This window comes from Cryobacterium sp. TMT2-18-2 (assembly GCF_004402245.1).
GTDB classification, from domain to species: Bacteria; Actinomycetota; Actinomycetes; order Actinomycetales; family Microbacteriaceae; genus Cryobacterium; species Cryobacterium sandaracinum.
The window spans coordinates 94,102-107,724 of sequence record NZ_SOFU01000037.1 but is presented as its reverse complement, the minus strand read 5'-3'; the positions used below and the strand labels follow the sequence as shown (position 1 = coordinate 107,724).

Here is a 13,623-nt window from a genome sequence, read left to right as displayed (position 1 = left end):
AGGCGATGCCCGCTCTCATCTTCGACTGCGACGGCGTGCTGGCTGACACCGAACGCGCCGGCCACCTGCCGGCCTTCAACCAGACCTTCGAGGAATTCTCGGTGCCCGTGCAGTGGAGCGACTCCGATTACGTCCAAAAGGTGACGATCGGGGGAGGAAAGGAGCGGATGCGCAGCATCCTCACCCCGGAGGTCGCCGGCGTGCTCGGTCTGCCGGCGGACGACCCCGCGGCCCTCGACTCGGCCGTCGCCGGCTGGCACCGGCGCAAGAGCGCGATCTACACCGAGCGGGTGGCGAGCGGCGCGCTGACGGCCCGCCCGGGCATCCGTCGACTCGCCGCCCAGGCCGCGGGCGCCGGCTGGATCCTCGCCGTGGCCTCCACCTCGCCCGAGAAATCCGTGCGTGCCGTGCTCACGCACACAATCGGGCCCGAGCTGGCCGCGCAGTTCCGGGTCTTCGCCGGCGACATCGTGGACCGGAAGAAGCCGGCCCCGGACATCTACCTGCATGCCCTACGGGAACTCGGGATCGCCGCCGCCGACGCCGTGGTCGTCGAGGACAGTGCGAACGGCCTCCGGTCGGCGCTCGCCGCGGGCCTCCGCACCGTGATCACGATCAGCGGTTACACCGCGGACGAGGATTTCACCGGGGCGGCCCTGGTGGTGTCGTCGCTCGGGGACCCCGGCGGCCCCACCACCGTGACGCTGCGCGACCCGCTGGGTCTGGAGCCGGAATTCTTCGTCGACCTGTCCGATTTCGCCACCATCCTCAGTACCCCCGACCACCCGGCCCCCGACCCGGAGAGCTGATGACCCGCTCAGCCCTGTTCGACACCGAATGCGGTGTCTACAGCATCGCCCGCACGGCCGCCGCGGTGTCGGGCACGGAGGAGCGGACCGGTGCCGATGTGGTGGCGATGCTCCGGGCCGCAACCGAGGGGATCAAGGCCCGCGGCCAGTCCGACCTCGGAGACAAGACCCTACTCGACGCCGCGCGAAGCTGACCACCGCGAATGGATGAGCGACGAGATGCGCGACGGGGTCGTGCTGCTCCGACCGACCTCCCGGACTCTGCTAAACTCGGACGGTTGCCGTTTGACGGCCGCGGATCAAGAGAGCCCAGGCATTCGGCCCCGGGCACCGCGCAGTGAGAGAAAGGGGATCCCATCTATGGCACTCGAAGCTAATGCAAAGAAGGCGATCATCGAAAAGTACGCTACCCACCCAGGCGACACCGGGTCCCCCGAAGTTCAGATTGCCATGCTCACGCAGCGCATCCTGGACCTCACGGAGCACCTGAAAGAGCACAAGCACGACCACCACTCGCGTCGTGGTCTGCTTCTCATGGTTGGTCAGCGCCGTCGTCTGCTCGGTTACCTGTCGGATGTCGACATCACTCGGTACCGCACGCTGATCGGCAGCCTCGGACTGCGCCGCTAAGGCATTTTTCGAAGACACCGCGATCTTCTTACAAACGGGCCGTCACCTTCCGGGTGGCGGCCCGTTTCGTGTGTCCGGGGCGGGGGACCGGGAATATCTCCGGACCCGGCGCGGTTTTCCCCACCGATGTCTACCTCCGCGCTGAGCCTGTCCGTGCTCGATTTGATCCCCGTCCGCACCTCGCAGAGCTCCGCTGAGGCGGTCGCGGCAGCCGTGCACCTCGCCCAGAGCGCGGACCGGCTCGGCTACACCCGATACTGGGTCGCGGAGCACCACAACATGCAGGCGGTCGCGTCGACGAACCCACCCGTGCTGATCGGTATCCTCGCGGCGCAGACCGAACGCATCCGGGTCGGCTCCGGGGGCGTCATGCTGCCCAACCACTCTCCGCTCGTGATCGCCGAGCAGTTCGGCATCCTCGAGGCGGCCTTCCCCGGGCGCATCGACCTGGGGCTGGGCCGTGCGCCCGGCAGCGACCCGATGATCACCGCACTGCTGCGTTCGAGCGGAGCCGTGAGCGAGGTCGACGCGTTTCCGCGCAACATCGCCGACATCGCGGCGCTGCTGCACCCCGACGGAGCCTCGCTCAGCCTCACCTCCGGTCAGGACTACACCCTGCACGCGACTCCCGCCGCCACCGGGATGCCCGAAATCTGGCTGCTTGGCTCCAGCGACTACTCGGCCCGGCTCGCCGCCCGGCAGGGCATGCCCTACGTGTTCGCCAACCACTTCGCCGGCGACGGCACCACAGCGGCCCTCGAGCTGTACCGTCGCGGGTTCACCCCCAGCGAGACCCTCGACGCCCCCCGCACCATCCTCACCCTGAACGTGTCGGTCGCCGAGACCGGGGACGAGGCCCTCGCGCTTGCCCTGCCGCAGATGCAGCAGATGGCGCGCCTGCGCTCGGGCCTGCCGCTCGGCCCGCTCGCGACGGTCGAAGAGGCCGCCGCCGCACCGATGGCGCCGGCGCTGCTCCAGATGATCGAACGGATGGCCGCGGCCTGGATCATCGACGAGCCCGGCGCCGCGGCCGCGCGCATCCGTGTCCTCGCGGCACAGTTCGGGGTCGATGAGGTCATGCTGCAGCCGATCGCCTCCGCTCACACGGGCGCCGACGCGGCGACCTCACCCGGACGTGCGCGCACGCTGGAACTGCTCGCCGCCGAGCTCTTCACCGGAGAGCAACTCGCGACCGAGGAACTCGCGGCGGTCTAGACGAGTGCGCCCTCACAGCCGTGGGCGGGATGGCGTCGCGGGCGGGGGTTCGGGGACTCACTCGGCAGAGGCGAGGCCCGTTCAGGCGTCCGGTTCCGTCATGTCGACCACGTGCGACTTGACGTGGGCCTTCAGCGCCTCGATGCCCTTGAGGGCCTCCGCCTTGGAATGATAGCTTTCGGAGGTCGCGATCACTTCGCCGTTGTTGGCCTTCAGCCGAAACTGATATCCGCCGGATCGTTCCGCGTAGAGTTCATATTTCCCGGACATCACACACTCTTTTCTTCTTCATCGAAAAACGTCGACGGACGCATTGCCGTTGGAAAAACCCTACCGCCCCCGTTGGCGCCCGAAACCCTCAACCCAGACCGAGCAGCCGGAGCCCGGCGGCCGTTGCCGCGCCCACGATGACCACCGCCAGGAACGGGGCCTTGAACCAGAGCGCAATCGCCGCGGCGACGAGAGCCCCGAGCCGGGCGTCGACGACGAGGTCCTGGCCGGTGGCCACGGTGTTCGCGACCGTCAGGGAAGCCAGCAGGCCGATCGTGAGGCTGCCGGCGACGCGGGCGATGCGCGCGTTGGTGACCCACTTCTGCGGCACGAGATAGCCGAGCAGCTTCGTGAGGAACGCCGCCGCGCAGGCCACGAGGATCCAGAACCAGACGCTCATCGGGGAGCCTGCGCATCCGTCGAACCGGGTGCGTCGGGTGGACCGGGATAGGGGTCGACGTCGGGCTCGAGACCCTCGCCGGCCGGCCCGTGCCGAAAACCGAACCAGCCGATGGCCCCGGCGACGACAGCCGCCACGAGGATGGGCGCGCCCGGAAAAACGAACGGCACGGTCAGTACGGTGGCCAGCGCGCAGACCGCGGCGATCGCCCCGGCCTCCTTCGACCGCAGCCGCGGCCAGAGCAGCCCGAGGAACGCCGCGACCGCCGCACCGTCGAGGCCCCACTGTTTCGGGTCGCCCACGGCGTCGCCCGCGAGCGCCCCGATCAGGGTGAATATGTTCCACAGCACGAAGATGCCGAGACCGGCGACCCAGAACCCCCGCTTCTGCTCCACGAGCACGGTCTGTCCGGTGCTCGTGGCAAGCGATTCGTCGATGGTGACCTGGGCGGCGGCGAAGCGGCGCCAGCCACGAGGGTGCAGCAGGGCGTTCAACTGCATCCCATACACCGCGTTACGGATGCCGAGGAGCGCCGCCGCGCCGGCGGCTGCCGCACCGCTGCCGCCGCCGGCGATCACCCCGATGAACGCGAACTGGGAGCCTCCGGAGAACAGGAGCAGACTCAGCGCCGAGGTCTGCCAGATGTCGAGCCCCGACGACACCGACAGGGCGCCGAACGAGATGCCGTAGAGGCCGGTGGCCACCGCGATCGACAGGCCGACCCGCGCCCCGGGGGAGTGGCGGAGGGCGGTGGGCACCGTCCAATGCTAGGGGGTGCGGCCCCTGGGTCTGCGGGGTCCGGCGTCGGGAAAGCCCGGCGGGGGCCTAGCATTGACCGGTACCCAACGGAACGGAAGCACCCAGTTATGAGCGTCTGGCGCACCAAAAGCATTGAGGCCTCCATGGCCGACTCCCTCGAGAAGGGGCACAGCCTCAAGCGCACGCTGGGCACCTGGGACCTCATGATCATGGGCGTCGCGGTTGCCGTCGGTGCCGGGATCTTCTCGGTCGGTGCGAAGGCGGCCGGCAGCTACGCCGGGCCATCCGTCACCCTGGCGTTCCTCCTCGCCGCGGTCACCTGCGCGCTCGCCATCATGTGTTACGCGGAGTTCGCCTCGGCGGTTCCCGTGGCCGGCTCGGCGTACACCTTCACCTATGCGACCCTCGGCGAGCTGCTCGCCTGGATCATCGGCTGGGACCTGATCCTCGAGATGCTGACCGCCGCGGCCGTGATCGCCAAGTACTGGGGCATCTACCTGAGCGAGGTCTTCGAACTCTGGAACTGGGATGTCCCGGCCACGATCGCGGTCTTCGGACTGCAGGTCAGCTGGGGCGCATTCGTGATCGTCGCGATCTTCACCACTCTGCTGGTGCTGGGCACCAAGCTGTCGGCGCGAGTCGCCAGCATCTTCACCATCCTCAAGGTGGCGATCGTGGTGTTCGTGATCGTCGTGGGTGCCTTCTTCATCAACCCGAAGAACTACACGCCGTTCATCCCCGAGGCCGTGCCCTCCGCGGGCGGCGACGGCGACGTCTGGATGCAGTCCCTTTTCTCGTTCATGACCGGCGCCCAGCCGGCCCAGTACGGACTGTTCGGCCTGCTCGCCGGCGCCTCGTTGGTCTTCTTCGCGTTCATCGGCTTCGACGTGGTTGCCACCAGCGCCGAGGAGGTCAAAAACCCGCAGACGACCCTGCCGCGCGGCATCTTCGCCGGCCTGGCCATCGTCACGGTGCTGTACCTCGGCGTCAGCCTCGTGCTCACCGGCATGGTGCCGTACACCGTTCTCGCCGACGACCCCAATGCCTCACTCGCGACGGCGTTCATCTCGGTCGGCGCCGGCTGGGCTGCCCAGGTCATCTCGGTCGGCATCCTGGTGGGGCTCACCACCGTGATCATGGTGCTGCTCCTCGGCCTCTCCCGCGTGCTCTTCGCCATGAGCCGGGACGGCCTGCTGCCGCGCGGCCTGAGTGTCACCTCGTCCAAGCGCGGCACCCCCGCCCGGGTGCAGATCATCTCCGGCGCCGCGGTCGCCCTGATCGCCGGGTTCACCGACGTGGGCGTGCTCGAGGAAATGATCAACATCGGCACGCTGTCGGCCTTCGTGCTGGTCAGCATCGCCGTGGTCGTGCTGCGCAAGAAGCGCCCCGACCTGCCCCGGGCCTTCAAGGTGCCGTTCTCGCCCTTCCTGCCGATCCTGTCGGCCGCGCTCTGCTTCTGGCTGATGCTCAACCTCACAACGCTCACCTGGGTGCGCTTCGCGGTCTGGCTCGCGATCGGCATCGCGGTGTATTTCCTCTACGGCCGCCGTCACTCCGTCGTCGGTATCGAGGCCAAGCGCGTCTTCGACGAAACCCTCCGCGACGAGCTCCTCGCCGAGGAGAAGGCAGCGCTGGGCAAGTAGCGCGCTTTCGCGGTCCGGGGGCCGTCACTGGGGTGACCCCCAGCATCCATCGGGAAGGATGGAGCCATGCTGCACCGCCATCCCGTCCTGTCCCTGGTCACGCTCGCCTATCTGGCGTTCGTGGGCTGGGTGACGCTCGGGCCGCAGCCGCTCGACAGTGGGAACAATGAGCTGCTGCTCCGGGCGCTCCGATTCTTCGACCGGCACGACTCCACCGACTGGATCACCTACGGGCGGGTCGAATTCGCGGCCAACATCGCCATGTTCATCCCGATCGGCGTGTTTCTGCTGCTCCTGTTCGGACGCCGGTTCTGGTGGCTGGCGATCGTCGTGGCCGTCCTGCTCACCGGGTCAATCGAGTTTACGCAGCAGTTCCTGCCGACCCGGGTCCCGGATGCGCGCGATCTGGTCGCGAACGGGAGCGGCGCCGTGCTCGGTGTCATCGTCGGCCTCGTCCTCACGGCGTTCACACTGGTGCGCCGTGAGGAGCCCCGGTCGAAGCGGGTTGCGCCGACCTACAGCCGGTAGAGGCGCGCCTCCCAGGGACGCAGCCCCGGGTTCGACGACGGTGCGGCGGCATCCGTTGTGGCCGGATAGTTGGCCAGAATCAGATCGGCGCCGGAGACGTCCAACGGAAGCAGATCGGTGAATGGGGCATCGGATGCGTTCGCGACGACGAGCAGCGTCTCGTCACCCCGGCTGCGAGTGAAGGCGTAGAGCGCGTCGTGGTCGGGTTCGAGCAGGGTGAAATCGCCGAGGGCGACCACCTCGCTCTCATGCCGCAGCGCAATCAGACGCTGGTAGAAGCGGAACACACTCCGCTCGCTGGCGAGGTCGGCGGCCACGTTCACCGTGACGCTGTTCGGGTTCACGGCCAACCACGGGGTGCCGGTGCTGAAACCGGCCTGCGGCGAGGCATCCCACTGCATGGGCGTGCGCGCGTTGTCGCGGCCCATGGTCTGCACTCCGGCGAGCACGGTGCCGGGGTCCAAATCGAACTCCCCCACGGCCTCTCGGTAGTGATTGAGGGATTCGAGGTCACGGTAGTCGTCGATGGAGTCGAACCGCACGTTGGTCATGCCGATCTCCTCGCCCTGGTAGATGTAGGGCGTGCCGCGGTGCAGGTGCAACACCAGGGCCCACAGCGTCGCCGACTCGTAGCGCAAGGAGGTGTCGTTGCCGAAGCGCGACACCAATCGGGGCTGGTCGTGGTTGTTCAGGTAGAGGCTGTTCCAACCGGTCTCGGCCAGACCCTCCTGCCAGCGGGACAGGCTCTTCTTCAGCGCCGTCAGGCTGCGAGGCAGCACGTCGAACTTGTGCTCGCCCTGGTCGAGGCCCACATGCTCGAACTGGAAGATCATGTCAACCTCGCGCCGGGCCGGGTCGGTGAACAGCAGGGCGTCGTCGGTGCTCACGCCCGGCATCTCGCCGACGGTGAGGTGCCGCCCTCCGCGGCCGTCGAAGACCTCGCGGTGCATCTCCTGCAGGAACTCATGGATCTGCGCCCCCATCGGCGAGCCGCCGCCGGTGGCCGGAGCCGGTCCGTCGATCAGCTCGACCCTTTTGGCGATGAAGTTGATCACGTCCATCCGGAAGCCGTCGACGCCGCGGTCCAGCCACCAGTTCATCATCGCGTAGACGGCCTGACGCACCTCGGGGTTCTCCCAGTTGAGGTCGGGCTGCTGCTTGGCGAACAGGTGCAGGTAGTACTCGTCGGTGGCGGGATCGAGCGTCCAGGCCGGGCCGCTGAAGGCGCTGCCCCAGCCGTTCGGCGGGCCGCCGTCGGCCTGGGGCTGCCGCCACCAGTACCAGTCGCGCTTCGGGTTCGTCAGCGACGAGCGTGATTCCTGGAACCAGGCGTGCTCGTCGCTGGTGTGGTTCACCACCAGGTCCATCACGATCTTTATGCCGCGCTCGTGGGCCTCGGCCAGCAGCAGGTCGAACTCCGCCAAGCTGCCGAAGACCGGTTCGATGTCCTGGTAGTCGCTGATGTCGTAACCGTTGTCATGCTGTGGTGACGGGTAGATGGGGGAGAGCCAGACCGCGTCCACGCCGAGCTCGGCGAGGTAGTCGAGCTTCGAACGGATGCCGCCGAGGTCGCCGATCCCGTCGCCGTCCGAGTCCGCGAAGCTGCGCGGATACACCTGATAGACGACGGCACTGGTCCACCAGGAGGCGCCCGTCGCGGGGGTGGTCGTCCCAGACGTGGGTGCGGGTGTCGTCATTTGATCGATCCTCTCATTACGCCGGAGATAACCCAGCGCTGGGCAAAAATGTACACAATCAGCAGCGGGGCCATGGCCATCAGGTATGAGGCGAACGCGGCCGAGTAGTTGGTGTTGAACTGGCCCTGGAACACGAATTGGGAGAGTTGCAGGGTGCGTGCCGCCGGGTCGGAGAGCACGACGAGAGGCAGGATGAAGTCATTCCACGCCCAGACGCAGGTAAGGATGCCGACGGTCGCGTTCATCGGGGTCAACAAGGGGAAGATGATCTGCCAGTACACCCGCCAGGTGGTCGCCCCGTCGGTGTAGGCCGCCTCCTCCAGCTCGATCGGGATCGATTTGATGAACGCGACGTAAATGAAGACGTTGAGCGAGAGCCCGAACACCGCGTAGAGCAAGATCAACCCGACCTGGTTGTCCAGACCGAACAGGGCTGTCTCTTTCACGACCGGGAGCATGATGATCGGGAACGGGATGAAAATGGCGGACAGCAGGTAGAAGTAGACGCCCGTGAAGAACGGCTTGTGCAGGTTGCGGGCGATGGCGTACGCCACCAGCGAGTTCGTCAGCAGGGTGAGGATGACGGCGCCGACGGTGATCAGGGCCGTGTTCATCAGCGCTTGCGGGAATTTGGTCAGCGTCCAGGCATCGGCGAAGTTCTCCCAGTGGACGCTGGTGGGGAGCGCGAACCCGGTGCCGCCGAGCTGGTCGGGGGACTTCAGCGCGGTGATCACGGCGAAGTAGAGCGGCACCAGTACGGTGATCGCGCAGACCGCGATCAGCGCGGTGGCCCACCAGTTGATCCGGGTGCGGTTGGTGTTGATGCGCGGGACACCGCGCGGGTCACGGGCCGCCCGGGGGGATGCGGGTTCGATCGTGGCGGGGGAGTCGATGGTGATAGCCATTAGAAGTCGGCCTCCTTGCGCTGAAGAACTCGGAACTGCAGGAACGAGACGAGCATGATCACGATGACGAACAGCACCGCGTTGGCGGACTGGTAGGCGAACTCGCCGCCTTGGAAACCGCCCCGGAAGATGAGTAGGGTGATCGATTCGGTCGAGGTGCCCGGCCCGCCGGCGGTGAGGGCGACGATGTGGTCGAAGGTCTGCAGGAACCCCTTCAGGCTCAGCACCATGTTGATGGTGAAAAAGGCGCTGATCATGGGGAACGTGATCGACCGGAATTGCCGTCCCGGCGTGGCCCCGTCGATGGCGGATGCCTCGTAGAGCTCTTGAGGGATCGTCTGCAGACCGGCCAGGTAGAGGATGATCGCGAACGCGCAGGCCTGCCAGACCGCGAGGGCGACGATGGCCGTCCACGCCCAGTCCGGGTTGGTGAGGATGTTGTCACGGAACACCGGGACGTTCGACAGGATCCGGGGGAGCGAGTTGGCGAAGAAATACTGGAAGACGTACCCGACGACCAGGATCGCCAGCACGTAGGGGATGAAGAAGATGCCGCGAAAGGTGGACTGGAACGCGATCTTCGCGTTGAGTCCGACCGCGATGGCCAGCGAGATCACGTTGGTGAGGATGGTGGCGACGATGGCGAAGCCGAAGGTGAAGCCATATGCCTTCAGGACCCGGTCGTCCTGGAACAGGGCGATGAAGTTGCCGAACCCGACGAAGTCCCACGCGCCGAAGCCTGCGTAGTTGGTGAAGGAGAAGAAGATGCCGATGAGTACCGGGACGGTGTGCAGCAGCGCGAAGACGGCGACCGCGGGGACGACCATCCAGTAGAAGGCGCGCGGAGTGGCGCCGACGCGTCGCCGCGCCGTGCTCGGCCGCGACGCTCGGGGCGTCTGCTTCGGCCGGGGCCGGGTCAGGACGGAAGTAGCCATCAGTTAGTCTCCGCTTCGTGTCGAGGTGGTGCGTGACGCGACCTTGCGCCATTCGTTGTCGAGGGTGGCCAGCGCTTTCGCGCTGTTCTCGTCGGTCAGGAACTGCTGAACGATGGGCCCGAGCGGGATGCTCGCCGGGATCTGGTGATCGACGAAACCGGTGATCCGGCCGGCCTGGAAGTACGGTTGCAGTTCCGCCAGGGCCGGGTTGGTGTTCTCGGCCGCGTCCCGGGCCGTCGAGAACATGTTCTGTGAGGCTGCGAAGGAGTTGAGCACCTCCTCCTGAAAGAGGAAGTCCACGAAAAGTCGGGCTTCGGCAAGGCGCGGTGTGTCGCGGCCGATGGCAATGGCCACGTCGACACCGGAGACAAGCTCGATGTCGGCCGGGTCATCCGTCACCGGGTAGGGGAAACCGCCGACGCTGATGTCGGGGTTGTTGGCCAGGATCGGGCTGAGGGCCCAGATCCCCTGCATCAGCATGGCCGATTCGCCGTTCGCGAAAGCCAGGTTGCCGTCTTCGTACGTGCGGCCGAGGTAGCCGTCCTGCGCGTAGGAATACAGCGTCTGCAGCTTCTCGAACGTCTCGTCGTAGTTCTTCGCGAACGAGACGGCCGAGTCGGGACCCACCTCCTCACCCTCCGCGCGGAGATCGGAGAAGAAATCGTCGCCGCCGAGTTGGGCGCCGATACCGTTCAGGGAGGATTGCACCGTCCATGCGTCGGCCGCGGTGCCGAAGAACGGGGCGATACCGGCCGCCTGGAGCGTCTCGCAGGCGGCGACCAGCTCGTCCCAGGTGGTGGGAATCTCGATGCCCTGCGCGGCGAAGATGTCACGGTTGTAGAGCACGCCGTTGCCGTTGTTCGCGAAGCCGAGGGCATTCACCTCGTTCTCGTAGGAGCCGAGAGCGCCGACGATGTCCTGAACGGCCGGGTTGATCCGGTCGAGAACGGGGTCGCCGCTGAAGTCGTGGAAGACACCGGCCCGCGCCAGCTGGCCGAAGTTCCCCGATCCGTTCAGACTGATCACATCGGGCACCTTGTTCTTGACCAGCAGGGTGCGGATGGCGGTGTCCGCATCGGGGACGGCGTTCTGGGTCACCCGGATGCCGGGATTCTCGGCCTCGAAATCGGCGATGATGCCGTCGAAGTCCGCGATGGCCTCGGACTTGAACTGGAAGAAATCGAGGGTGACGACGTCGCTCTGATCCGGGGCGCAGCCGCTGAGGGCGCCGAGCCCGAGCGTACCGGCCAGGAGAAGTGCCGCGGATCGCCGGAGCGTCCGCACCCTCCTCGACCGGTGGCGTCGCCGGGCGGGTGTCTGGTACGTCGTCGTATCCGTCATTGCGGGACTCCTTAGGCCGTCATGTCGCTGCATAAATCTTTCTACGGCAAAAAGAATAGGACGTCAACTCAGGGAATCTACCGCTGTCGTGGGGTGAAGAGTTCGCCAGGGCCAGAGCATTCATGCCACTATGGAATAAATGGCACCTCAGGGGGCGGATATGACCACGGATGCGGCGTCGACAGTGAGCGAGACCTCCCGGGAACTCGCGCGAGCCGTGCTCATCCACGGCCCGATCTCCCGCAGCGACCTCGGCCGTCGCCTGGGACTGTCACCGGCCAGCCTGACGCGGTTGAGCAAACCGTTCCTCGATTGTGGCCTGTTCGTCGAGGGCAGCGAAGACCGCGACGGGACCGTCGGGCGCCCGGCCCGGCCCTTGGACGTCCGGGTGGATGCCAGTCGGTTCGTCGGCGTGAAACTCACCGGCGACGACGTCTTCGCCGTGCTCACCGACCTGCGAGCCAACGAGGTGGGTTCGGCCCGGCGGGAGCTCGCCGATCACACTGTCGGGCACGTTGTGGCCCGGATCGACGAGGTCGTGCGCGAGCTCGGCGGCCCGGACGGGCTGTCGGCGCTCGGCGTCTGCGTGGGTGGGCATGTCACCGACGCCCGGGTCGTGACCCGGGCGCCGTTCCTGGGCTGGCACGACGTGGACCTGGCCACGCGGCTCGAGCGACTGCTCGGAATTCCGGTCACGATCGAGAACGATGTCGTCGCGCTCACCTCAGCCGAGCAGTGGTTCGGAGCGGTCCGGGGTGCCCCGACCTTCGCGGTTCTGACCATCGGCGTCGGCGTCGGCTACGGACTGGTCGTCAACGACCAGGTGATCGTGACGGCCGACAGCGGCCTGGGCCTCGGTGGGCACATCCCGCTCGACCCGAACGGGCCGCTCTGCCCGGAAGGACACCGCGGCTGCTCGCAGGCAATGCTCACGAGCCAGAGCGTTTCTGCCCAGGTCAGCGTGGCCCTCGGCCGCGAGGTCGACTACGACGAGGTGCTCCGGCTCGCGGTGGAGGGGAACCGGGCTGCGGCATCCGTCGTCACCACCACCGGTCGCGGACTGGGCCGGTTGATCGCGGTGATCGCCAATATCGGGATGCTCGACACGATCGTGCTCTCCGGGGAGGGGATCGCACTGTGGGCGCTGGCATCCGAGGAGGTCATCGCCGCTGCCCGAGCCGACCGCGACCCGGATGCGACACCGCTGACAATCGTCGTCGACGACAGCGGGGTCTCCTCCTGGGCCCGCGGGGCCGCGGCTGTTGCCATCCAGCGCTCGCTCGGCCGATTGGCCGCTGCCGCCAGCGAATAGAATCGTCCATGCGCGCTGCGCGCTACGCGCCGCGCGAGTGGGAGGCTGCACATGCAATTCGGGATCTTCACCGTCGGTGACCTGACGGTCAACCCCACGACGGGCCACACCCCCACCGAGCACGAGCGGATCACGGCCATGGTCGCCATCGCCGAGAAGGCCGAAGAGGTCGGCCTCGACGTCTTCGCCGCCGGCGAGCACCACAACCCGCCCTTCGTGCCCTCGTCGCCGACGACGCTGCTCGGCTACATCGCCGCGAAGACCGAGCGCATCACCCTCTCCACGGCCACGACATTGATCACGACGAACGACCCGGTCAAGATCGCCGAAGACTTCGCCATGCTCCAGCACCTCTCCGGCGGGCGGGTCGACCTGATGCTCGGTCGCGGCAACACCGGCCCGGTCTACCCGTGGTTCGGCCAGGACGTGCGCCAGGGCATCCCGCTGGCGCTGGAGAACTACGCGTTGCTGCGCCGGTTGTGGCGCGAGGACGTCGTGGACTGGGAGGGCCAGTTCCGCACCCCGCTGCAGGGGTTCCAGTCGACGCCGCGCCCGCTCGACGAGGTGCCGCCGTTCGTCTGGCACGCCAGCATCCGCAGCCCGGAGATCGCCGAGCAGGCCGCGTTCTACGGTGACGGCTTCTTCGCCAACAACATCTTTTGGCCCAGGGAGCACTACCTCAAGCTGATCGGGCTCTACCGGGCCCGGTTCGAGCACTACGGCCACGGTCGAGCCGACCAGGCCATCGTGGGCCTCGGCGGGCAGGTCTTCATGCGCACGAACTCGCAGGACGCCGTCGACGAATTCCGGCCCTACTTCGACAACGCCCCGGTCTACGGCCACGGCCCGAGCCTTGAGGAGTTCACCGAGCAGACGCCGCTGACCGTCGGCAGCCCGCAGCAGATCATCGACCGCTACGCCGGTATGCGCGACTACTTCGGCGACTATCAGCGTCAGCTCTTCCTGATCGACCACGCCGGACTGCCGTTGAAAACCGTGCTCGATCAGCTCGACATCCTCGGCGGCGAGGTGGTGCCCGTGCTCCGCACGGAGCTGGCCGTGGACCGGCCCGCCCACGTTCCCGACGCACCCACGCACGCGTCGCTGAAGGCCGACGCCGCGATAGGTCGGCTCGCGGCATCCGTCGCCCGCCCGTGACCTCTCCCCGGGAAGCAGGCA

At 67.3% G+C, this 13,623-nt stretch carries 15 protein-coding genes; 8 read left to right on the top strand and 7 right to left on the bottom strand.

Annotated elements, in window-relative coordinates:
* The first annotated feature begins 5 nt into the window (after positions 1 to 5).
* The 4 genes from E3O22_RS13560 to E3O22_RS13545 all read left to right on the top strand — a co-directional run bounded on the left by E3O22_RS13560 (position 6) and on the right by E3O22_RS13545 (position 2,654).
* A complete protein-coding gene (locus E3O22_RS13560) occupies positions 6 to 809 on the top strand; it encodes an HAD-IA family hydrolase (protein WP_134394716.1) in 804 nt (267 codons plus the stop codon).
* On the top strand, positions 809 to 1,003 hold the full coding sequence (locus E3O22_RS16135; RefSeq protein ID WP_198410616.1) for a DAK2 domain-containing protein: 195 nt from the start codon (positions 809 to 811) through the stop codon (positions 1,001 to 1,003). Before E3O22_RS13560 ends, E3O22_RS16135 begins: the two co-directional genes overlap by 1 nt.
* 166 nt (positions 1,004 to 1,169) lie before the next feature.
* Complete coding sequence (rpsO, locus tag E3O22_RS13550) at positions 1,170 to 1,439, top strand: 30S ribosomal protein S15 (RefSeq protein ID WP_104101100.1); 270 nt, start codon at positions 1,170 to 1,172, stop codon at positions 1,437 to 1,439.
* Between the two features lie 126 nt (positions 1,440 to 1,565).
* Complete coding sequence (locus tag E3O22_RS13545) at positions 1,566 to 2,654, top strand: LLM class flavin-dependent oxidoreductase (RefSeq protein WP_134394714.1); 1,089 nt, start codon at positions 1,566 to 1,568, stop codon at positions 2,652 to 2,654.
* Between the two features lie 81 nt (positions 2,655 to 2,735).
* Here the strand turns inward: E3O22_RS13545 and E3O22_RS13540 are convergent, their stop codons facing one another.
* The 3 genes from E3O22_RS13540 to E3O22_RS13530 all read right to left on the bottom strand — a co-directional run bounded on the left by E3O22_RS13540 (position 2,736) and on the right by E3O22_RS13530 (position 4,082).
* Positions 2,736 to 2,924, bottom strand: a complete 189-nt coding sequence (locus E3O22_RS13540) for a DUF1508 domain-containing protein (RefSeq protein WP_104101102.1) — start codon at positions 2,922 to 2,924, stop codon at positions 2,736 to 2,738.
* 88 nt (positions 2,925 to 3,012) lie between these two features.
* Positions 3,013 to 3,324, bottom strand: coding sequence for an AzlD domain-containing protein (locus E3O22_RS13535; RefSeq protein WP_134394712.1), 312 nt, complete (start codon positions 3,322 to 3,324; stop codon positions 3,013 to 3,015).
* Positions 3,321 to 4,082, bottom strand: coding sequence for an AzlC family ABC transporter permease (locus E3O22_RS13530; protein WP_134394711.1), 762 nt, complete (start codon positions 4,080 to 4,082; stop codon positions 3,321 to 3,323). The genes E3O22_RS13535 and E3O22_RS13530 overlap by 4 nt, the downstream gene beginning before the upstream one ends.
* A 108-nt stretch (positions 4,083 to 4,190) precedes the next feature.
* On the opposite strand from E3O22_RS13530, the gene E3O22_RS13525 reads away from it, so the two are divergent.
* Together E3O22_RS13525 and E3O22_RS13520 are read left to right on the top strand one after the other, a co-directional pair.
* Positions 4,191 to 5,726 carry an amino acid permease gene (locus tag E3O22_RS13525; protein WP_134394709.1) on the top strand — a complete coding sequence of 512 codons (1,536 nt, stop codon included), beginning with the start codon at positions 4,191 to 4,193 and terminating at the stop codon, positions 5,724 to 5,726.
* Positions 5,727 to 5,792: 66 nt separating this feature from the next.
* Positions 5,793 to 6,254, top strand: a complete 462-nt coding sequence (locus tag E3O22_RS13520; protein ID WP_134394707.1) for a VanZ family protein — start codon at positions 5,793 to 5,795, stop codon at positions 6,252 to 6,254.
* Here the strand turns inward: E3O22_RS13520 and E3O22_RS13515 are convergent.
* The 4 genes from E3O22_RS13515 to E3O22_RS13500 are packed head-to-tail and all read right to left on the bottom strand — an operon-like array spanning position 6,242 to position 11,132.
* Positions 6,242 to 7,951: an alpha-glucosidase gene (locus tag E3O22_RS13515; RefSeq protein WP_134394705.1), complete on the bottom strand. Its 1,710-nt coding sequence runs from the start codon at positions 7,949 to 7,951 to the stop codon at positions 6,242 to 6,244. The genes E3O22_RS13520 and E3O22_RS13515 overlap by 13 nt on opposite strands.
* A complete protein-coding gene (locus E3O22_RS13510; protein WP_134394703.1) occupies positions 7,948 to 8,856 on the bottom strand; it encodes a carbohydrate ABC transporter permease in 909 nt (302 codons plus the stop codon). Before E3O22_RS13510 ends, E3O22_RS13515 begins: the two co-directional genes overlap by 4 nt.
* Positions 8,856 to 9,791 carry a carbohydrate ABC transporter permease gene (locus E3O22_RS13505; protein ID WP_134394701.1) on the bottom strand — a complete coding sequence of 312 codons (936 nt, stop codon included), beginning with the start codon at positions 9,789 to 9,791 and terminating at the stop codon, positions 8,856 to 8,858. Before E3O22_RS13505 ends, E3O22_RS13510 begins: the two co-directional genes overlap by 1 nt.
* Before the next feature lie 3 nt (positions 9,792 to 9,794).
* Positions 9,795 to 11,132 (bottom strand): ABC transporter substrate-binding protein, encoded by a 1,338-nt coding sequence (locus E3O22_RS13500; protein WP_134394699.1) that lies wholly within the window; start codon positions 11,130 to 11,132, stop codon positions 9,795 to 9,797.
* 139 nt (positions 11,133 to 11,271) lie between these two features.
* On the opposite strand from E3O22_RS13500, the gene E3O22_RS13495 reads away from it, so the two are divergent.
* Together E3O22_RS13495 and E3O22_RS13490 are read left to right on the top strand one after the other, a co-directional pair.
* Entirely contained in the window at positions 11,272 to 12,444 is a 1,173-nt protein-coding gene (locus E3O22_RS13495; RefSeq protein WP_241973282.1) for an ROK family transcriptional regulator, read from the top strand.
* A gap of 51 nt (positions 12,445 to 12,495) precedes the next feature.
* The gene (locus tag E3O22_RS13490; RefSeq protein WP_134394697.1) at positions 12,496 to 13,602 is read left to right on the top strand and encodes an LLM class flavin-dependent oxidoreductase; all 1,107 of its coding nucleotides are present in this window, start codon (positions 12,496 to 12,498) and stop codon (positions 13,600 to 13,602) included.
* The last annotated feature ends 21 nt before the right edge of the window (positions 13,603 to 13,623 follow it).